Annotated in this window: 14 protein-coding genes; 10 read left to right on the top strand and 4 right to left on the bottom strand. The window is 69.5% G+C overall.

Features of this window, described 5'->3' with window-relative positions; genetic code table 11:
- The first annotated feature begins 103 nt into the window (after positions 1-103).
- The 10 genes from ftsE (at position 104) to ACSF9G_RS19340 (ending at position 14,858) form a co-directional block, all read left to right on the top strand.
- On the top strand, positions 104-763 hold the full coding sequence (ftsE, locus tag ACSF9G_RS19385; protein WP_436643770.1) for a cell division ATP-binding protein FtsE: 660 nt from the start codon (positions 104-106) through the stop codon (positions 761-763).
- Between the two features lie 19 nt (positions 764-782).
- A complete protein-coding gene (locus ACSF9G_RS19380) occupies positions 783-1,748 on the top strand; it encodes a cell division protein FtsX (protein ID WP_436643769.1) in 966 nt (321 codons plus the stop codon).
- A gap of 76 nt (positions 1,749-1,824) precedes the next feature.
- Positions 1,825-2,556, top strand: a complete 732-nt coding sequence (locus ACSF9G_RS19375) for a YdcF family protein (RefSeq protein WP_436643768.1) — start codon at positions 1,825-1,827, stop codon at positions 2,554-2,556.
- Positions 2,557-2,588: 32 nt separating this feature from the next.
- Positions 2,589-3,374, top strand: coding sequence for a lysophospholipid acyltransferase family protein (locus ACSF9G_RS19370; RefSeq protein WP_436643767.1), 786 nt, complete (start codon positions 2,589-2,591; stop codon positions 3,372-3,374).
- A gap of 43 nt (positions 3,375-3,417) precedes the next feature.
- The gene (locus ACSF9G_RS19365) at positions 3,418-4,185 is read left to right on the top strand and encodes an SDR family oxidoreductase (protein ID WP_436643766.1); all 768 of its coding nucleotides are present in this window, start codon (positions 3,418-3,420) and stop codon (positions 4,183-4,185) included.
- Between the two features lie 178 nt (positions 4,186-4,363).
- Complete coding sequence (locus ACSF9G_RS19360) at positions 4,364-6,775, top strand: adenosylcobalamin-dependent ribonucleoside-diphosphate reductase (RefSeq protein WP_436643765.1); 2,412 nt, start codon at positions 4,364-4,366, stop codon at positions 6,773-6,775.
- Positions 6,776-7,070: 295 nt separating this feature from the next.
- Positions 7,071-8,006 carry an ImuA family protein gene (locus ACSF9G_RS19355; RefSeq protein WP_436643764.1) on the top strand — a complete coding sequence of 312 codons (936 nt, stop codon included), beginning with the start codon at positions 7,071-7,073 and terminating at the stop codon, positions 8,004-8,006.
- Positions 7,939-9,555: a Y-family DNA polymerase gene (locus tag ACSF9G_RS19350; protein WP_436644040.1), complete on the top strand. Its 1,617-nt coding sequence runs from the start codon at positions 7,939-7,941 to the stop codon at positions 9,553-9,555. Before ACSF9G_RS19355 ends, ACSF9G_RS19350 begins: the two co-directional genes overlap by 68 nt.
- On the top strand, positions 9,552-13,820 hold the full coding sequence (locus ACSF9G_RS19345) for an error-prone DNA polymerase (protein ID WP_436643763.1): 4,269 nt from the start codon (positions 9,552-9,554) through the stop codon (positions 13,818-13,820). Before ACSF9G_RS19350 ends, ACSF9G_RS19345 begins: the two co-directional genes overlap by 4 nt.
- A 66-nt stretch (positions 13,821-13,886) precedes the next feature.
- Positions 13,887-14,858, top strand: coding sequence for an endonuclease/exonuclease/phosphatase family protein (locus tag ACSF9G_RS19340; protein WP_436643762.1), 972 nt, complete (start codon positions 13,887-13,889; stop codon positions 14,856-14,858).
- A gap of 316 nt (positions 14,859-15,174) precedes the next feature.
- On the opposite strand, the gene ACSF9G_RS19335 is transcribed toward ACSF9G_RS19340, so the two are convergent.
- The 4 genes from ACSF9G_RS19335 to ACSF9G_RS19320 form a co-directional block, all read right to left on the bottom strand.
- Positions 15,175-17,472, bottom strand: coding sequence for a xanthine dehydrogenase family protein molybdopterin-binding subunit (locus tag ACSF9G_RS19335; protein ID WP_436643761.1), 2,298 nt, complete (start codon positions 17,470-17,472; stop codon positions 15,175-15,177).
- A 120-nt stretch (positions 17,473-17,592) separates the two neighbouring features.
- On the bottom strand, positions 17,593-17,874 hold the full coding sequence (locus ACSF9G_RS19330) for a DUF2160 domain-containing protein (RefSeq protein WP_436643760.1): 282 nt from the start codon (positions 17,872-17,874) through the stop codon (positions 17,593-17,595).
- Positions 17,875-17,887: 13 nt separating this feature from the next.
- A complete protein-coding gene (locus tag ACSF9G_RS19325; RefSeq protein WP_261615819.1) occupies positions 17,888-18,688 on the bottom strand; it encodes a carbohydrate ABC transporter permease in 801 nt (266 codons plus the stop codon).
- A complete protein-coding gene (locus ACSF9G_RS19320) occupies positions 18,685-19,551 on the bottom strand; it encodes a carbohydrate ABC transporter permease (RefSeq protein ID WP_436643759.1) in 867 nt (288 codons plus the stop codon). Before ACSF9G_RS19320 ends, ACSF9G_RS19325 begins: the two co-directional genes overlap by 4 nt.
- Positions 19,552-19,557 lie beyond the last annotated feature (6 nt).

Genomic DNA, 19,557 nt, shown 5'->3' with positions numbered 1-19,557 from the left:
CGAAGGTTCGTCGATCCGGTCGCGCCAGCGGCAGCCCAAGGGCTGCCGCCGGTACCGCCCCAACACCGATCGGGGCCATGAGATCGGTCCGGGAGCCCGTGAATTGATCCGTTTCGAGAATGTCGGGTTGCGCTATGGCATGGGGCCGGAGGTCCTGCGCGATGTGTCGTTCGCCATAGAGCGCGGCTCGTTCCAGTTCCTGACCGGGCCGTCGGGCGCAGGCAAGACGTCGCTGATGCGGCTGCTGTTTCTCGCGCTGAAGCCGACCCGCGGCCTGATGTCGCTGTTCGGCCACGACGTCGCCACCCTGTCGCGCACCGACCTGCCGACGCTGCGGCGCCGGCTCGGCGTCGTGTTCCAGGATTTCCGGCTGCTCGACCACCTGTCGACCTACGAGAACGTCGCACTGCCCCTGCGCGTGATCGGCAAGGAGGAGACGTCCTACCGCACCGACGTCGTCGAGCTTCTGCACTGGGTCGGCCTCGGCCATCGGGTGCACGTCCATCCGCCGGTCCTGTCCGGCGGCGAGAAGCAGCGCGCCGCGATCGCCCGCGCGGTGATCACCCAGCCGGAATTGTTGTTGGCCGACGAACCGACGGGCAATGTCGACCCGACCCTTGCCCGCCGGCTGCTGCGCCTGTTCATGGAGCTGCACCGGCTCGGCACCACGGTGGTGATCGCCACCCACGATATCGGCCTAATGGATCAGTATGATGCGCGCCGCTTCGTTCTGAACGAAGGCCGCGTGCATATTTACGACTAGAAGGAACGGACAGGCTGACATGGCCATTCCGGCGGAACGCGACGATCTGAACGACGAGACCGACCGGTCCGATGTCTACGACGGCTTCGGTCCCTCCGCCGCGATCGTGCCTGCCTCCGGCGTCTCCGGCCGGGCGCTGTTCTTCGTGCTCGCCATCATGTCGTTTTTGGCCTGCATCACCGTCGGCACCGTCACCGTCATCGCCTCCGCCGCGGCCGACTGGCGCTCCGACATTTCCGGAGAGATCACGGTGCAGATCCGCCCGCTCGACGGCGTCGACACCCTTGCCGCCATCGACAAGGCGCTCGCCGTCATCCTCGAGACGGACGGCATAGAGTCCGCCCGGGCCCTGTCGGAACAGGAGCTGCGCGACCTGCTGGAGCCCTGGCTCGGCGCCGGCGTCGATCTGGAGGAGCTTCCGGTCCCGCGCCTGATCGTCGTCGAGATCGACCGCGCCGCGCCGCCGGACTTCGTCGAACTGCGCCAGCGCCTGACCGGCGCGGTGCCGGCGGCGAGCCTCGACGATCACCAGCTCTGGCAGGGCCGGCTTGCGGTGATGGCCAACACGCTGGCGGTCAGCGGCGCCGCGATCCTGGTCCTGGTCCTGGTCGCCACCGTCCTGTCGGTCGTGTTCGCCACCCGTGGCGCCATGGCCACCAATCGCGACATAGTCGAGGTCCTGCATCTGGTCGGCGCCAAGGAGGCGTTCATCGCCCACGAATTCGAGCGCCATTTCCTGCGGTTGGGCTTTCGCGGCGGGCTTGCCGGCGGCATCGCCGCCACCATCGCCTTCGGCGCCGTCCGCTGGATTTCGGCCCAGTTCACAGCGACTCCGGCCGGAGATCAGTTCGACGCCCTGTTCGGCGGCATCTCGATCGGCTGGGCCGCCTTCGTCGGGATCGCCCTCACCGTCCTGCTCGTAGCGGCCCTGACGGCGATGAGTTCGCGGCTCACCGTCTTCCATTTCCTGAAGGTTTTTGACTAGGAAGGCGTTTGAATCACGGTCCGCCGCGGCCCTTGCCGTGGCCACGCCGCATTTCTTAGTATCCTCCGGGGACGGAATGGTAGACAGCGACCGCAGCGAACTGCCTTTGGAGGGTGCCGACCGGGCAGGTCCGGCGCACGGCGTTCGCGCGCCCGGGCGCCATCGCGGGCGCCGTATCGCCTCGGTGGCGATGGGCGGCCTTCTGATCGGCGGCGCCATTGCCTTCACCATCGGCTTCGTCCATTTCGTCCTCAATGTCGGAGCGATCGAGAAGCCGCGCCCGGCCGAACGGGCCGACGCCATCGTCGCGCTGACCGGCGGGGCCGACCGCATCACCGACGCGATCCAGCTCCTGGGCGAGGGCCGCGCCCGGCGGCTGCTCATCTCCGGCGTTCATCCCAGCACCTCGCGCGAGACGCTCGCCAGCATGACGCCGGGCCGGACGCAATTGTTCGATTGCTGCGTCGATTTGGGCCACGCCGCGCTGAACACCGTCGGCAACGCCAAGGAGGCGCGCGACTGGGCCCGCTTCAACGGCTTCACCTCGCTCATCGTCGTCACCTCCAGCTACCATCTGCCGCGCAGCCTCAACGAAATCAGCCGCGAGATGCCGGAGGCCCGGCTGATTCCCTATCCGGTCGTCACCGACCGAATGCAGATCGGGGACTGGTGGCACAATCCCGGCACCACGCGGCTGCTGCTGGCCGAATACGTCAAGTACCTGATGTCGATGGCGCGTCTGCGGCTCGGCGGGCCCGATACCTCGCTCGAGGCGGCGCGCGCCGACGCCTCGGGCGCCGGCGGCTGAGCGCCGGTCGGCGGCTTTCGAAGGCATACCGCGTGGTCCTGCGCTCGCTCCTCTTCAACCTGGCCTTCTACGTCAATCTCGTCCTGTGGATGGTCGTCTGCCTGCCGCTGATCGTCCTGCCGCGGCGGGCCCTGCGGCCGTTCATGCACGCCTGGGCGAAAAGCTCGATCTGGCTGCTGCGCGTCGTCGCCGGCACGCGGCTAGAAGTCCGCGGCGCGCCGGAGCGATTCGACGGGCCGCTGCTGGTCGCCGCCAAGCATCAGTCGCTGTTCGAGACCTTCGCGCTGCTGCACTGCTTCGCCGACCCCGCCTTCATCCTGAAGCACGAACTGACCCGCATTCCTCTGTTCGGCTGGTGGATCACCAGGATCGGCATGATCGCGGTCAGGCGCGACAAGGGCGCGCGGGCGCTGAAGGACATGGGCCGCGACGCGCGCGTGCAGGCGGAGTCCGGCCGCCAGGTGCTGATCTTTCCCGAAGGCACGCGCCGTGCGCCCGGCGACGACCCCGCCTACAAGGTCGGCGTCGTGCTGCTCTACCAGGAGATGGGCGTTCCCTGCCTGCCGGTGGCGCTCAATTCCGGCCTCTACTGGCCGCGCCGCAAGTGGCAGCGCTATCCGGGCACGATTCTCGTCGAGTTCCTGGAGGTGCTGCCCGCCGGCCTGCCGCGCAAGGAATTCCTGGCGCGGCTGGAAACCGCGATCGAGACCGCATCGGACCGGCTGCTTGTCGAGGCGGCGCGGGCGCCCCACCCGCCGCCGCTGCCGGAGACGGCGAGGAAACGGCTGCAGGCCATCGGCGAGGCCGAGGCCCGGTAGTCGCCGGAAAATCCATCACGAACCTCTGCATGGGAGTGCGCACATGAGCGAATTGACCGGAAAGGCCGCGATCGTAACCGGGGCGAGCCGCGGCATCGGCGCCGCCGCGGCACGGGAACTGGCGAAACGCGGGGCCGCCGTCGTGCTGGCGGCCCGTTCGAGCCGGGAGATCGCGGGTGTCGCGGAGGACATCGTCGAGAACGGCGGCCGGGCGATCGCCTGGACATGCGACGTCTCGCGCTACTACAGCGTCGTCGATACCGTCGAGACCTGCCGCAACGAGTTCGGCCGCCTCGATATCCTCGTCAACAATGCCGGCGTCATCGAGCCGATCGCCCGGATCGCCGAGTCCGACCCGGTGAAATGGGCGGACGCCGTGGACGTCAACCTGATGGGCGTCTACCACGGCCTGCGCGCCGCCATTCCGGTGATGCAGGCGCAGGGAGGCGGCACGATCGTCAACATCAGCTCGGGCGCGGCCACCAGCCCGCTCGAGGGTTGGAGCCACTACTGCGCGACGAAGGCGGCGGTGCTGTCGCTGACCGGGTGCGCCGACAAGGAATACCGCGACCACGGCATCCAGGTCGTGGGCCTCAGCCCCGGCACGGTGGCGACCGACATGCAGGTCGCCATCAAGGCCTCGGGCATCAACCCCGTCAGCCAGCTCGACCCGTCGGTGCACATTCCCACCGAATGGGTTGGCCAGGCGATCGCCTGGCTCTGCGAGGGCGGCGCGGCCGACTTCCTCGGCACCGACGTCTCGCTTCGCTCCGAGGACATCCGCAAGGCGGTCGGCCTGCCGGTGGCATAACGCCGGTCCCGGATCGCGCGAGGGGCCGGGACACCAAATCGGCCCCTTTCGGCCGGCCCACGGGGGCCTTTGCGGCGGCAAGATAGTACAAACCAAGAACATTCATTGACCTTAAACGTCTTTGGCCCGATATTGGTAAGGTCGGGAACGATGTCCCGACGCGCGACGAGTGTTCGTCATGGCCCGCAGGACATCCGGCGGCGACGCCCGGAACCCATCGCCCATCGTCCCCTCGCCCATCGCCGGCGAGATCTGGGACATGAAGTACCGCCTGCGCGACGAGAGCGGCGCGCCGGTCGAGAAGACCGTGTCCGACACCTTTCGCCGCGTGGCAGACGCGGTCGCGGCGGCGGAACCGGCGAAATCCCGCAGGACCTGGGCGAAACGCTTCCGCGAGATGCTGGAATCCGGTGCCTTCCTGCCGGCCGGCCGCATCCTCGCCGGCGCCGGCACGGGCCGCAAGGTGACGCTGTTCAACTGCTTCGTCATGGGCGCGATCCCCGACGACCTCGACGGCATCTTCACCAACCTGCGCGAGGCCGCGCTGACCATGCAGCAGGGCGGCGGCATCGGCCACGACTTCTCGACGCTGCGGCCGAAGGGCGCGCTGGTGAGGTCGATTGGCGCCGATGCCTCCGGCCCGGTGAGCTTCATGGAGGTCTGGGACGCCATGTGCCGCACCATCATGTCGGCCGGCCACCGGCGCGGCGCCATGATGGGCACGCTGCGCTGCGATCATCCCGACATCGAGCTGTTCATCGACGCCAAGGCCGACGCCGCCAGGCTCAGGATGTTCAATCTCTCGGTCCTCGTTACCGACGCCTTCATGACGGCGGTCGAGGCCGACGCCGACTGGGACCTCGTCTTCGCCGGCATGGTGTACCGGACGGTCCGGGCGCGGGCGCTGTGGGACCGCATCATGCGCTCGACCTACGACTATGCCGAGCCCGGCGTGATCTTCATCGACCGGGTGAACGCCGAGAACAATCTCGCCTATTGCGAGACGATCCACGCCACCAACCCCTGCGGCGAGCAGCCGCTGCCGCCCTATGGCGCCTGCCTGCTCGGCTCGGTCAACCTGGCCCGCCTGGTCGTCGACCCGTTCGGCGACGCCGCCCGCCTCGACACCGGCCGGCTGGCGGAGGCGGTCGCCGTCGCCATCCGCTTCCTCGACGATGTCGTCGACATCTCGCGCTATCCGCTGGAGGCGCAGGCGAAGGAGGCGAAGGCCAAGCGGCGCCTGGGGCTCGGCGTCACCGGGCTGGCCGACGCGCTGGCCATGCTCGGCCTCGTCTATGGCCGCGAGGACGCGGCCAAGGCTGCCGGCGATTGGATGCGCGTCATCCAGAATGCCGCCTATCGCGCGAGCGCGCAGATCGCCGCCGAAAAGGGCTGCTTCCCGCTGTTCGACAGGACGCCGTACCTGAAGAGCCCGACGGTCGCCCGGCTCGACCCGGACGTGCGCGCGGCGATCCGCGCGAACGGCCTGCGCAACTCGCACGTCACCTCGATCGCCCCGACCGGCACCATCTCGCTGTTCGCCGACAACGTCTCCTCCGGCATCGAGCCGATCTTCTCGCTGTCCTACCGCCGGGCCGTGCTGATGCCCGACGGCAGCCGCCGCGACGAGGAGGTTAGCGACTATGCCTGGCGCCTCTACCGGGCCAGGGCCGGCGGGGACGCGCCGCCCGAGCCTCCGGAGGCCTTCGTCACCGCCCAGACGCTCGACCCGGACGCGCATCTCAGGATGCAGGCGGCGCTGCAGCCCTATGTCGATTCCTCGATCTCCAAGACCATCAACGTGCCGCGCGAGATCTCCTTCGAGGCCTTCAAGGACGTCTATGCCCGCGCCTACGCGCTGGGCCTGAAGGGCTGCACCACCTACCGGCCGAACCCGGTGACCGGCTCCGTCCTCAGCGTCGGCGAGGCGGTGTCCGCCGAGGGGGCGCCCGCCGAAGACAAGCAGACGAGCCTGCCGCTGCCCGCGCCCGCGGTTCCCGTGGCGGCGCGGGAGGCGGCGCGCGCGGTTCCGCCCGAGGGCGCGGCCGTCGTGCGCCTGACCGAGCCTCTGAAGCGCGACACGATTCTGCCGGGCTTCACCTACAAGCTGCGCTGGCCCGACACCGAGCATGCCTTCTACATCACCATCAACGACATCATCCGCGACGGCCGGCGGCGGCCCTTCGAGATCTTCATCAACTCGCGCAATGTCGAGCACTACGCCTGGACGGCGGCGCTGACGCTGCTGATCTCCGCCGTGTTCCGCCGCGGCGGCGACGTGTCCTTCATCGTCGACGAGCTGAAGGCCGTGTTCGATCCGCGCGGCGGCCACTGGATGAACGGCCGCTACGTGCCCAGCCTGCTTGCCGCCATCGCCGACGTCCTCGAGAAGCACATGGTCGACATCGGCTTCCTGGCGCCCGCGCGCACCGGGACGGGCACGCCTCGGGGCGAGTCGGGCGACAGGGAGGCGGAGGCGGTGATTCCCGAAGGCGCCGGCGCCACCTGCCCGCGCTGCGGCCATCCCAGCCTCTACCATCGCGAGGGCTGCCTCGCCTGCCTTGACTGTGGCTATTCCAAATGCGCGTGACGGTTTGGTGAGCCTGTTATTGCGTTTAGCCAAACACTTCTGCGGTCATGCCGGGACGGGGTCCGGGTAGCCATAAACCCGGTCTTTGCGCCTTGCACGCGGACCTGTGTTGGTGGATTGCCGGGACAAGCCCGGCAATGACACGGAGTGTACGGAGCGATCTCTGCTCGGGCCTTGCTTAAGCCACCCAACGATTGACTCCGCCGCCAAACGGTGGAATCCATATTAGAACAAACATAGAACATTTGCCTTGACACCGGGCGGCGACACCGCTCGCCCGGAACGGAGACCCATTGTGTCGAACGCACCCGAACCCGATGCCCCGCCCGATGGCGACGCTGTTGCCGGTCGCGCCCTGACCGATCGCAACACCGTTGCCGATATCGGCACCCTGCGCGCGCGGATCGCGCGGCTGGAGGCCGGATCCGCTGCCGGCGCGGCCGGGGAACGCACACCTGCGGCGCCGTCGGTGCTGCTCGGGGTCGCCGAACTCGACGCCGTGCTCGGCGGCGGCCTGCGGCGCGGCGCGCTACACGAGGTCCGCTCGGCCGACGCCGACGGGCCGCTCGCCTTCGGCTTCGCCCTGGCGCTCGCCGCCCGCCTTGCCGCGAACCGGCCGGCGCTGATCGTCACCACCGTCGACGGCGCCGGCGAATGGGGCCGGCCCTACGGGCCTGGGCTTGCCGCCTTCGGCCTCGATCCGGGCGGGCTCCTTTTCGTCGAGACGCGCCGGCCGCGCGAGGCGCTGTGGGCGGCGGAGGAAGGACTTGCGAGCCGGGCGCTGTCGGCCGTCGTCGCCGAGATCCGCGGCGACCCGGCCGTCGTCGACCTGACCGCGACGCGGCGGCTGGCGCTCAGGGCCGCCCGGAATGGCGGCACCGCCCTGCTGGTGCGCCCCGGCACCGCCGACGGCCTGAGCGCGGCGCGCACCCGCTGGCGCGTCGCCCCCCTCGCCCTGGCCGGACCGGACGCCGCCGCGTTCGCCCTGCCCCCCGCCTGGGCCCTGCCGCCGCCCGCCTGGGCGGTCGATCTCGAACGCAACGCCGCCCGCCCCGGCGGCCGCTTCGCCCTGACCTGGAGACCCGATGAACGCCTCTTCGCTTCCGCCGACGCCGGCGACATCAGGCCGGCGCTTCCTCGCCCTGCGCCTGCCGCGCCTGCCGGTGGAGCGACTCGCGAAGGAACTCTCGCGCAGGACACCGCCGTCCTCCGCTTCCGCCGAACCGGATAGTGTGCCGCGCGCGGCCCTGCGCGCGGCACCACGTGCCACGATCGCGACCGTCGGCAACGCCACCCGGCTGATGGCAGTCGATACGGCCGCCGCCGATGCCGGCCTCGAGCCGGGCCTGACGCTCGCCGACGCCCGCGCGCGCGTGCCGGCGCTGGACGCCGTCGAGGCCGATCCCGACGGCGACCGCCGCGCCCTCGAAGCCCTCGCCGAATGGACCGGGCGCTATACCCCGCTCGTCGCCCTCGACGCCCCCGGCGGAACGAGCGGCCTCGTGCTCGACATCACCGGCTGCGCCCATCTGTTCGGGGGCGAACAAGCGTTGCTCGCCGACCTGACGGGGCGCCTCGAAGGGCGCGGCCTCACGGTGCAGGCGGCCGTCGCCGACACGCCCGCCGCCGCCCGCGCCGTGGCCAGGACGGCATCCGGCACGATCGTTCCGCCGGGCGGCAACGCGCGCGCCGTCGCCGGATTGCCGGTCGCCACGCTCGACGCCGAGCCGGAAACCGTCTCGATGCTGGAACGGCTCGGCCTGAAGCGCATCGGCCAGCTCGTCGACATGCCGCCGTCCACCCTGGCCGCCCGCTTCGGGTCCGGCCTGCTGACCCGCCTCGACCGCGCGCTCGGCCGCGCCGACGAGCCGCTGTCGCCGCTCAGGCCGCCGCCGGTCTTCGTCGTCGAACGCGTCTTCGCCGAGCCGATCCGGCTTGTCGAGGATATCGAGCGGGTGGCGCGGGCGCTTGGCGAGGGCCTCGCCGAACCGCTGTCGCGTCACGGCCAGGGCGCGCGGCGGCTGGCCCTCACCCTGTTCCGCATCGACAACAAGGCGTTCCGCATCGCGGTCGGCCTGAGCCGGGCGAGCCGCGATCCCGCCCGGCTGGCGGGGCTGCTGATCGAGCGCCTGGGCACCTTCGACCAGGACCTCGATACCGGCGAGGGCATCGAGCGCGTCCGCCTCGCCGCCGAGGCCGTGGAGCCGTTGCAGGCCGCCCAGACCACCGCCGGCGATCTGGCGGGAGAGAGCCGGGCGGAGGATGCCGAGGCGCTCGCCCGCCTCGCCGACCGGCTGACCGCCCGGCTCGGCCACACCCGGGTGGTGCGGCTGGTGCGCCACGAAAGCCATATCCCCGAGCTTGCGGTCACGGCACGCCCCGCCGTGGCCGGCGTCGCGGCCGGCGCCGCCATGTGGCCGCAGCGCGCCGCCCACTGCGATCCCGGCCCCGAGCGCGGCCCCGGGCGCGCGCCGGAACGGCCGCTGCGCCTGCTCGACCGGCCCGAGCCGATCGAGGCGATCGCCGAGGTGCCGGACGGACCGCCAGTGCGCTTCCGCTGGCGGCGCGTGCTGCGCGCCGTCGCGCGCATCGAGGGGCCCGAGCGCATCGCCCCGGAATGGTGGGCCCCGAAACTGTTCAACGGGGAGGCGGAGGCGCTCACCCGCGACTATTTCCGCGTCGAGGACGAGGAGGGGCGCCGCTATTGGGTCTATCGCGCCGGGTTGTACGACCGCGAGACGGTAACGCCGCGCTGGTATCTGCACGGGTTGTTCGGATGAGATCGCCGCCGCCCTACGCCGAGCTTGCCGCGGCCACCAACTTCTCGTTCCTGCGCGGCGCCTCGCATCCGGAAGAGCTGGTCGACCGCGCCGCCGCGCTCGGGCTCGCCGCACTCGGCATCGCCGACCGCAATTCGCTCGCCGGCGTGGTGCGCGCCCATGTGGCGGCGAAGGAGCGCAACCTCCGCATCGTCGTCGGGGCCCGGCTCGTCTTCTGCGACGGCTCGCCCGATATCCTCGCCTGGCCGCAGGACCGCACCGCCTATGGACGGCTGTGCCGGCTGCTCACCATCGGCAACCGCCGCGCCGAGAAGGGCGACTGCCGTCTGACACTCGCCGACCTGTCGGAATGGGGTGAGGGTATCCTTCTCGCGGTTGTACCGGGGGCATCAAGCTATGACGGCTTACTTTTATCTCCGAAAAATAACAATCCGACTAACCAACATCCACCTTCCCTGGAAAATCCCCTGCGGGCGCTGGCCCAGCACTTCCCCGGCGCCGTGCACCTGGCCGCCCGCTTCGCCTATGATGGCGACGACCGCGGAAAACTGGCGGTTCAGGCCGATCTCGCCGCCCGCTGCGGCACGCCGCTGCTCGCCATCAACGACGTGCTCTACCACGCTCCGGACCGCCGCCATCTGCAGGATGTCGTGAGCTGCATCCGTAATCACGCCCCGATTAACAAAGCCGGCTTATTACTGGCGGGCAATGCTGAGCGATTTCTAAAGCCCCCGGCCGAGATGGCCCGCCTGTTCCGGGGCTACCCGGAGGCTGTCTCGCGGATCTCGGTATTGATTAGCCGAATTTCTTTTTCCCTCGATGAACTGCGCTACGCCTATCCGGACGAGCCCACCGGCACCGATCCGACACCGCAGGCGGCATTGATCCGCTTGACCGAAGAAGGCGCGCGACAGCGTTATCCGGAGGGGCTACCCGATAAAGTACGCCACCTAATTGAATACGAGATAAAGCTCATCGGGGAGCTCGACTACGCCCCCTATTTCCTCACCGTGCACGACATCGTCCGCTTCGCCCGCGCGCGCGGCATCCTCGCGCAGGGCAGGGGCTCGGCGGCCAATTCCGCCGTCTGCTTCTGTCTCGGCATCACCGAGGTCGATCCCGCCCGCATGGACCTGCTGTTCGAGCGCTTCATCTCGGCGGAACGGCGCGAGCCGCCCGATATCGACGTCGATTTCGAGCACGAGCGCCGCGAAGAGGTGATCCAGTACATCTACGGGAAGTACGGCCGCGCGCGCGCCGGCCTCGCCGCCACCGTCACCAGCTACCGCGCCCGCTCGGCCGTGCGCGAGGTCGGCAAGGCCTTCGGCCTGTCGGAGGATGCCGTCGGCGGGCTCGCCGGCGCCATCTGGGGCTGGTCGGATTCCGCGATCACCGAAACGGACGTGCGCCGCCGCGGCCTCGATCCCGCCGATGCCTCGCTGGCGAAGATGCTGGCGCTGTCGCGCGAGATCGTCGGCTTTCCCCGCCATCTCTCCCAGCATGTCGGCGGCTTCGTCATCACCAGGGACCGGCTCGACGAGACCGTGCCGATCCAGAACGCGGCGATGGAGGACCGCACCGTCGTCGAATGGGACAAGGACGATCTCGACGCGCTGGGCATCCTGAAGATCGACGTGCTGGGCCTGGGCATGCTGACCTGCGTGCGCAAGGCCTTCGACATGCTTAGGCGCCACTACGACCGCGACCTGACGCTCGCCACCATCCCCGCCGAGGACCCCGCCGTCTACCGCATGCTGCAGCGGGCCGATTCCATCGGCGTCTTCCAGGTCGAGAGCCGCGCCCAGATGACCATGCTGCCGCGGCTGAAGCCGGCGAATTTCTACGATCTCGTCATCGAGGTCGCGATCGTCCGGCCGGGCCCGATCCAGGGCGACATGGTGCACCCCTATCTGCGCCGCCGCCAGGGCCTCGAGCCTGTCGCGTTCCCCGCCCCCTCGCCCGAGCACGGCCCGCCCGACGAACTGGAAAAGGTGCTCGGCAAGACGCTCGGCGTCCCCCTGTTCCAGGAGCAGGCGATGCGCATCGCCATCGTCGCCGCCGGCTTCACCCCATCGGAGGCCGACCGCCTGCGCCGCGCCATGGCCACCTTCCGCCGTGTCGGCACCATCGGCACGTTCCAGGCCAAGATGGTCGAGGGCATGGTCCGGCGCGGCTACGACCGCGACTTCGCCGAGCGCTGCTTCCGCCAGATCGAGGGCTTCGGCGAATACGGCTTCCCGGAAAGCCACGCGGCGAGCTTCGCCCTGCTGGTCTACGCCTCGGCCTGGCTCAAGTGCCACTACCCCGATGTCTTCGCCGCCGCGCTGCTCAACAGCCAGCCGATGGGCTTCTATGCCCCGGCCCAGATCGTCCGCGACGCCATCGAGCACGGCGTCCGCGTCCACCCCGTCGACATCAACCTGTCCGGCTGGGACAACACGCTGGAACCCGAGGGCCCGGACGCGCCGGACGAGCATCCCGTCCCGCCACCCCCCTCTCCATCTCTCCCCCGCAAGGGGGGAGAGGGCCCCATGCCGCAGCCCTCTATACGAACACCGCCATTCGAGGAGCTACCGTCTCGCACAGAAAGCCGTGCTTCCGGGGACCGGCGCGGCGATCGCCCCCCTCCCCCCTTGCGGGGGAGGGACGGGGAGGGGGGTGGCGAAGGCGGGACCGCAAGTCCCGGCTTCGCAGCGCATGGCCACGCCCGCCCCGCCGCGCACGCGCCGGTCTCCAAGGGCCTGCGCGAAAAATCCAGGGCGCTCCGGCGCGACATGACCGACGCGGAGCGGCGGCTCTGGTCGGTTCTCCGGGCCAACCGGTTTCAGGGATATTCGTTTCGCCGGCAGGTTCCGATGGGACACTTCATCGCGGATTTCGTCTGCCATGACCGCCGCCTCGTCATCGAACTCGATGGTGGCCAGCACGGTGAAGCCGGCCATGCCGCCGCCGATGCGACCCGCGACGCCTGGTTCCAATCGCGCGGATACCGGGTACTCCGCTTCTGGAACAACGAGGTTCTGGAGAACCTAGACGGCACACTGCACCGGCTCGCCGAGGCTCTGCGCCTACCCCCCTCTCCAGCTCTCCCCCGCAAGGGGGGAGAGCGGCATATGCCGCCCGGCGATCCCGAAATTGCATCCCCGACGGACGCTGCTGGTCAGGGCATGAGTGAGATGCCCGCCACCATCGGCGACGCGGAACCCCCTCCCCCCTTGCGGGGGAGGGACGGGGAGGGGGGTCGCGAAGGCGGGACCGCAAGTCCCGGCTTCGCAACGCATGGCCACGCCCGCTCCGCCGCGGCGCGTCTCCACCCCCTGCACGCCGACATGCGCGCCGATATCTGGTCGGACCACGCGATCCGGCTCGGCCTGCGGCAGATAAAGGGGATCGGCGAGGAGGAGGCGCGGCTGATCGAGGAGAAGCGCGGCGCGGGCTACGATTCGCTGCGCGACCTGTGGCTCAGGACCGGCCTGCCGGCCAGGACGATCGAACGGCTCGCCGACGCCGACGCCTTCCGCTCGATCGGCCTCGACCGGCGCGCCGCGCTGTGGGCGGCGCGCGGCCTCGACAGGGGCCCGGCCGCCAGCGGGAAGACCGGGCGCCTGCCGCTGTTCGAGGCGGCCGATCACGCGGACCTGCGCCGCGAGCCGGATGTCGACCTGCCGCCGATGCCGCTCGGCGAACAGGTGGTCAACGACTACCGCTTCCTCAAGCTCTCCCTGAAGGCCCACCCGGCGAGCTTCCTGCGCGCGCCGCTTACCCGCCTCGGCGCGGTGCGCCACGAGACCCTGCGGACGACGCGGCCGGGCCGGCGGCTGACGGTCGCCGGCCTCGTGCTGGTGCGCCAGCGGCCGGGCTCGGCCAGGGGTGTCATCTTCATGACGCTGGAGGACGAGACGGCGGTCGCCAACGTCATCGTCTGGCCGAAAGTGTTCGAGCGCTTCCGCGCGCAGGTGATCGGCGCCCGCCTGATCGCCGCCACCGGGCGCCTGCAGAACGAGCAGAACGTCATCCACCTGGTCGCCGAGCGCATCGACGACCTGACGCCGCTGCTCGCCACCCTCGGCGACGACGGCACCGACCTGGAGGCGCTCGCCCGCTGCGACGAGGTGCGCCGGCCGGTTCCCGACATCCACGAGAAGGTCGCCCGCCGCTCCCGCCTCGGCCGGCTGCTCGCCGACGCGCCCGAGCTTGGCGGCGACCTGGAGAAACTCGCCCGGGCGACCCACGCCGTCCTGCCTAAGGGACGCAATTTCCACTGAAGCCGAGATTCAATCCGTCGCCAACTCGGGCTACGCTGCCAGCCGCCACAAAGACGGACCGCTCGCATGCGCCTTGCCACCTTCAACATCGAGAACCTCGGCAGCGACGACGACGATGCCGCCCCGATCGACGAGCGCATCGCGGTGCTGAGGCCCCAGCTCGAGCGGCTGCGCGCCGACATCCTCTGCCTGCAGGAGATCAACGCCAAGACGAAGGTCGCGGGCGTGCGCCGGCCCGTCGACCTGTTCCGCCTCGTCGAAGGCACCGCCTACGCCGACTACACGCTCGACATCACCGCCGGGCTCAAGGGCAGGGGGCCGGCCGACGTCCACAATCTGGCGATCCTCTCGCGCTACCCCGTGCTGGAGCGCGAGGAAATCCGGCAGTCGCTGGTGACGCCGCCGACCTGGATCCGCACCACCGCCGAGCCGGCCGACACCGCGCCCTTCCCCGTCGGCTGGGACCGGCCGATCCAGCGCCTCGTCGTGGAGCTGCCGGGCGGTGCGCCGCTCACGGTCTTCAACCTCCACCTGCGCGCGCCGCTGGCCGCCGCGGTGCCGGGGCAGAAATCCGGCCCCTTCGCCTGGAAATCGATATCCGGCTGGGCCGAGGGCTTCTTCCTGGCGGCCATGAAACGCAGCGGACAGGCGCTCGAGTTGCGGCTGGCGATAGAGCGGATCTTCGATACCGATCCCGACGCCCTGATCGCGGTCTGCGGCGACTTCAACGCCGAGGATCACGATACCGCCCTGCGCATCGCCTGCGCGGCGGAGGACGATACCGGCTCGGGCCGCCTGGCGAGCCGGGTGCTGACGCCGGTGGAGCGCGGGCTTGCCGCCGACCGCCGCTTCACCGTGCTCCATCACGGCCGGCCGCAGGTCCTCGACCACATCCTGGCCAGCCGCGCCCTGTTCGGCCATCTCGAAGAGGTCCGGATCCACAACGAGATGCTGGAGGACGAACTCGTCGCCTACGGCCGCATCGCGCAACCGCCGGAATCGCTGCACGCGCCGATGGTCGCGGAATTTTCGCTTTAGACGAACGGCATGGGTTCCGGATCGCGTCCGGGACATGCGGCTGGTCGCGTGGCACGGAGATGCCCGGATCAAGTCCGGGCATGACGCGCAAAGGGGGCGAGACTTTAGCCCACCCTCCTACGTCATTGCCGGGCCTGACCCGGCAATCTCGGGCCGTATCACGCCACCTTCGCCACGGAATTCGCCCTCTACGCGAACCGCACGAGGCCTATCCTGTGGCATGGCGCCCCCGGCACGACGAGGCGCGTGCCCTGGACTTGATCCAGGGCCCAGACGGTCGCGCCACATAGTCCCCCCTTGAAGCAGGCGCGCGTCCCTATGCCGCCTGCGCCGCCTTGAGCGCCCGCCAGACCCGTTCCGGCGTCATCGGCATGTCGATGTGGACGATGCCGGCGGCGCGGTGCAGCGCGTCGACGACGGCGTTGACCACCGCCGGGCAGGCGCCGATGGCGCCCGCCTCGCCCGCGCCCTTCATGCCCAGAAGGTTGGTCTTGCACGGTACGTTGCGGGTTTCGAAGCCGATGTCCGGGATCACGTCGGCGCGCGGCAGGGCATAGTCCTGCAGGGTCGCCGACAACAGCTGGCCGCTCTCGTCGAAGACCGTGCGCTCCAGCATCGCCTGGCCGATCCCCTGGGCGATGCCGCCATGCACCTGGCCGGCGAGCAGCATCGGGTTGAGCAGCACGCCGAAATCGTCGACCACCGTGTAGGAGACGATGTCGATATGGCCGGTATCCGGATCGACCTCGACCTCGACCACATGGCTGCCGTTCGGATAGGTCGCCTCCGGCGGTGCCCAGCTGTCTGTCTCCTTCATGTTGTCGCCGTCCGCCGCCGCCTTTTCGGCGACCTCGGCGAAGCCCACCGCCCGGTCGGTGCCGGCGATGCGGACCGTGCCGTCGAGGAATTCCAGGTCGCCGACCGCGCTTTCCAGCATGTCGGCCGCCTTCGCCTTGATCCGCTCGCCGAGATTGACGGCCGCCACCGAGACCGCCGCGCCGCCAACCGGGATCGACCGCGATCCGCCGGTGAACGAGCCGTGCTCGTAGGCGTCCGAGTCGCCCTGCACCACGGAGATGTTCTGCGGATCGAGGCCGAGGCGTTCGGCGACGATCTGGGCATAGGCGGTGACGTGGCCCTGGCCCGTCGACTGGGTGCCGACGAAGACCGTGACGCCGCCGTCCCCGTTGAGCGCGACGCGCGCGGTTTCCGCCGCGCCGCCTGAGCACGCCTCGATATAGGTGGCAAGGCCGATGCCGCGCAGCTTGCCGGCCTTCCGGCTCGTCCGCAGGCGGGCGTTGAAGCCCGTCCAGTCGGCCCGGTCCATCGCCTGGCGCAGGTGGCCGTCGAACTCGCCGGAATCGTAGACCTTTCCGGTCGGCGTCTTCCAGGGCATCGCCGAGGGCGTGACGAAGTTCTTGCGGCGCAGCGCGTCCGGCTTGATGCCGAGCTCGCGCGCCGCCTTGTCGACCAGCCGCTCGATCATGTAGGCGGCCTCCGGCCGGCCCGCGCCGCGATAGGCGTCGGTCGGCACCGTGTTGGTGTAGACGCCGCGCACCCGCCCGTGGACGGCCTTGAACCGGTAGAGGCCTGGGATCATGCCCGCGCCGACATAGGGAACGAACGGCCCGAACTGGGCGAGATAGCCGCCCATGTTGGCCAGCGTGTCGACCCGCAGGCCGAGAAACCGGCCCTTGGCGTCGAGCGCCAGCTCCGCCCTGGTGAGATTGTCGCGGCCGTGGCTGTCGGCGAGGAAATGCTCGCTGCGGTCGCTGATCCAGGTCACCGGCCGGCCGATCATCTCGGCGGCCACCAGCACCAGCGGATATTCCCGGTAGACGAACAGCTTGGTGCCGAAGCCGCCGCCGGTATCCGGCGTGATGATGTGGAACTTGTCCTTGTCGGCCTTGAAGATCATCCCGGCCAGGACGGTCTTGACCAGGCCGACGCCCTGCGAGCCGCAGATCAGGGTGTAGCGCTCGCTCTGCGGATCGTAGCTGCCGATCGCCCCGCGCGGCTCCATGTAGTTGGTGACGAGCCGGTTGTTGACCAGTTCCAGCGTGACGATCCTGTCCGCTTTGGCGAAGGCCGCGTCGGTCGCGTCCTTGTCGCCGACATGGGCGTCGTAGGCGATGTTGTTCCTGCGCGTCGGCCAGATCTGCGGCGCGCCGTCCTGCAGCGCCGCGGCCATGTCGGCCACGGCCGGCAGCTCCTCGTAGTCGACCATCAGCGCCTCGGCGGCGTCCCGCGCCTCGGCCGGCGTGCGCGCGACGACCATCGCCACCGCGTCGCCGACATAGCGCACCGTGTCGGTCGCCAGGATCGGGAACGGCGGCACCTCGAGCTTGGAGCCGTCGGAGTTCGGCGCCTGGCCGACGCAGGGGCTGGGATTGAGGTGGGCGACGTCGTCGGCGGTCAGCACGGCATCGACGCCGGGCATGGCCTTGACGTCGTCGAGGTTCTCGATCCGGAAACGCGCATGGCCGATCGGGCTTCGCACCAGCTGCGCCCAGGCGCTGCCGTCGGGAACCCTGTCGGCCAGATAGCTGCCCTGTCCGGTGATGAACGCGGAATCTTCCTTGCGTCGCAGCGAGGCGCCAATACCGAATTTCATGGGACATCCTGTTCCGCTCTTGGGAGCCGATGAGCTAGAGGCTAGCGCCGGGCCGGGTTCACGGCAACACCGCCGGCGTACTATCGGGCGTCCCGGGCCGGAACGGTCACGGGTTCACGTTCAGACGTAGCGGAACACCAGGACCGCCCAGACGATGGCGATGCCGAGCGGCGCCCACAGCGGCGGCCCCATCAGCCCGAGCCAGGCCAGGAAGATGAAGGCCGAGCCGAGCAGCGAGATGAACAGCCGGTCGCCGCGGGTGGTATCGAGGCCGAGAATGCCGTGGCGCGGCGCCCCGCCCGGCGATTTCAGCTCCCACACCGTCATCGTCACCAGGCACAGCGCGACGAAGCCGAAGAACGCCGCCGTCGGCCACGTCCACGCCATCCAGCTCAGGCCCATCGTCGCCTCCCGGTCAAACCCGCCCGAGGGCGAAGCCCTTGGCGATATAGTTGCGCACGAAATAGATGACGAATGCGCCGGGAATGATGGTCAGCGTTCCCGCGGCGGCCAGGAGGCCGAGCTCGTAGCCCGATGTCGAGGCCGTGCGTGTCATCGTCGCCGCGATCGGCTTGGCGTCCACCGCCGTCAGCGTCTTGGCGAGCAGCAACTCGACCCAGGAGAACATGAAGCAGAAGAACGCGGCCACGCCGATCCCCGCGGCGATCGTCGGAATGAAGATGCGGGTGAAGAAGCGGCCGAACGAATAGCCGTCCACATAGGCGGTCTCGTCGAGCTCCTTGGGCACGCCCGACATGAAGCCTTCGAGGATCCAAACCGCCAGCGGAATGTTGAACAGCGTGTGCGCCAGCGCCACCGCCAGGTGGGTGTCGAACAGGCCGACCGCCGAATAGAGCTGGAAGAACGGCAGCGCGAACACCGCCGCCGGCGCCATGCGGTTGGTCAGGAGCCAGAAGAACAGGTGCTTGTCGCCGATGAACCGGTAGCGCGAGAACGCGTAGGCCGCCGGCAGCGCCGCGCCGACCGACAGCACCGTGTTGATGGTGACGTAGATCAGCGAGTTGACGTAGCCCATGTACCAGGTCGGGTCGGTCAGGATCTTCTCGTAGTTCTCCAGCGTGAAGTCCGCCGGCCACAGCGTGAACGAGCCGAGGATCTCGTTGGTCGTCTTGAACGACATGTTGACGAGCCAGTAGATCGGCAGCATCAGGAACAGGATGTAGAGGGTCGGGACGAGGAAGCGCATCTGTCTCATTGCTGCGCCTCATTTCTCATCATCAGCGTGTAGAACACCCAGCTCAGAAGCAGGATGATCAGGAAGTAGACCAGCGACATCGCCGCGGCCGGTCCGAGGTCGAACTGGCCGAGTGCGATCTTGACGAGGTCGATCGACAGCAGCGTCGTCGCGTTGCCCGGCCCGCCGCCGGTCAGCACGAACGGCTCGGTGTAGATGTTGAAGGAATCCATGAAGCGCAGCAGGATCGCGATGGTCAGCACCCGCTTCAGCTTCGGCAGCTGGATGTAGCGCAGGATCGCCCAGCCGCGCGCGCCGTCGATCTTGGCGGCCTGATAGTAGGCGTCGGGAATGGAGACGAGGCCGGCATAGGTGAGCAGCACCACCAGCGACGTCCAGTGCCACACGTCCATCAGGATCAGCGTGAACCAGGCCGAAAGGGGCTGGCGGGTGTAGTTGTAGTCGAAGCCCATGCCGTTGAGCATGCGGCCGAGCAGGCCGATGTCGGGCAGCGCGAAGATGTTCCAGATCGCCCCGACCACGTTCCACGGGATCAGCAGCGGCAGCGCCATCAGCACCAGGCAGACCGAAACCCACGGCCCCTTGCGCGGCATCGCCAGCGCGATCGCCACGCCCAGCGGCACCTCGATCACCAGGATCAGGAAGGTGAACAGCATCTGCCGGCCCAGCGCGTCGTGGAAGCGCTCGGACGTCAGCACCTGCTCGAACCAGATGATGCCCGACCAGAAGAAGGTGTTGTCGCCGAAGGTCTCCTGCACCGAGTAGTTGACCACCGTCATCAGCGGGATGATGGCGTTGAAGGCGACCAGCGCCACCACCGGCAGCACGAACAGCCACGCCTTCTGGTTCTCGGTCTTGTTCATCGCTCC

Origin of the sequence: Microbaculum mangrovi (assembly GCF_051390635.1) — a bacterium.
In the GTDB taxonomy this organism is placed as follows: Bacteria; Pseudomonadota; Alphaproteobacteria; order Rhizobiales; family Tepidamorphaceae; genus Microbaculum.
This window is presented reverse-complemented; position numbering and strand designations above follow the sequence as displayed.

Coding starts and splice junctions, on each gene's coding strand:
- ACSF9G_RS19330 (WP_436643760.1), bottom strand. CDS start 17,874: ATGGGCCTGAGCTGGATGGCGTGGACGTGGCCGACGGCGGCGTTCTTC.
- ACSF9G_RS19380 (WP_436643769.1), top strand. CDS start 783: ATGGCCATTCCGGCGGAACGCGACGATCTGAACGACGAGACCGACCGG.
- ACSF9G_RS19375 (WP_436643768.1), top strand. CDS start 1,825: ATGGTAGACAGCGACCGCAGCGAACTGCCTTTGGAGGGTGCCGACCGG.
- ACSF9G_RS19320 (WP_436643759.1), bottom strand. CDS start 19,551: ATGAACAAGACCGAGAACCAGAAGGCGTGGCTGTTCGTGCTGCCGGTG.
- ACSF9G_RS19325 (WP_261615819.1), bottom strand. CDS start 18,688: ATGAGACAGATGCGCTTCCTCGTCCCGACCCTCTACATCCTGTTCCTG.
- ACSF9G_RS19345 (WP_436643763.1), top strand. CDS start 9,552: ATGAGATCGCCGCCGCCCTACGCCGAGCTTGCCGCGGCCACCAACTTC.
- ACSF9G_RS19335 (WP_436643761.1), bottom strand. CDS start 17,472: ATGAAATTCGGTATTGGCGCCTCGCTGCGACGCAAGGAAGATTCCGCG.
- ACSF9G_RS19360 (WP_436643765.1), top strand. CDS start 4,364: ATGGCCCGCAGGACATCCGGCGGCGACGCCCGGAACCCATCGCCCATC.
- ACSF9G_RS19340 (WP_436643762.1), top strand. CDS start 13,887: ATGCGCCTTGCCACCTTCAACATCGAGAACCTCGGCAGCGACGACGAC.
- ACSF9G_RS19365 (WP_436643766.1), top strand. CDS start 3,418: ATGAGCGAATTGACCGGAAAGGCCGCGATCGTAACCGGGGCGAGCCGC.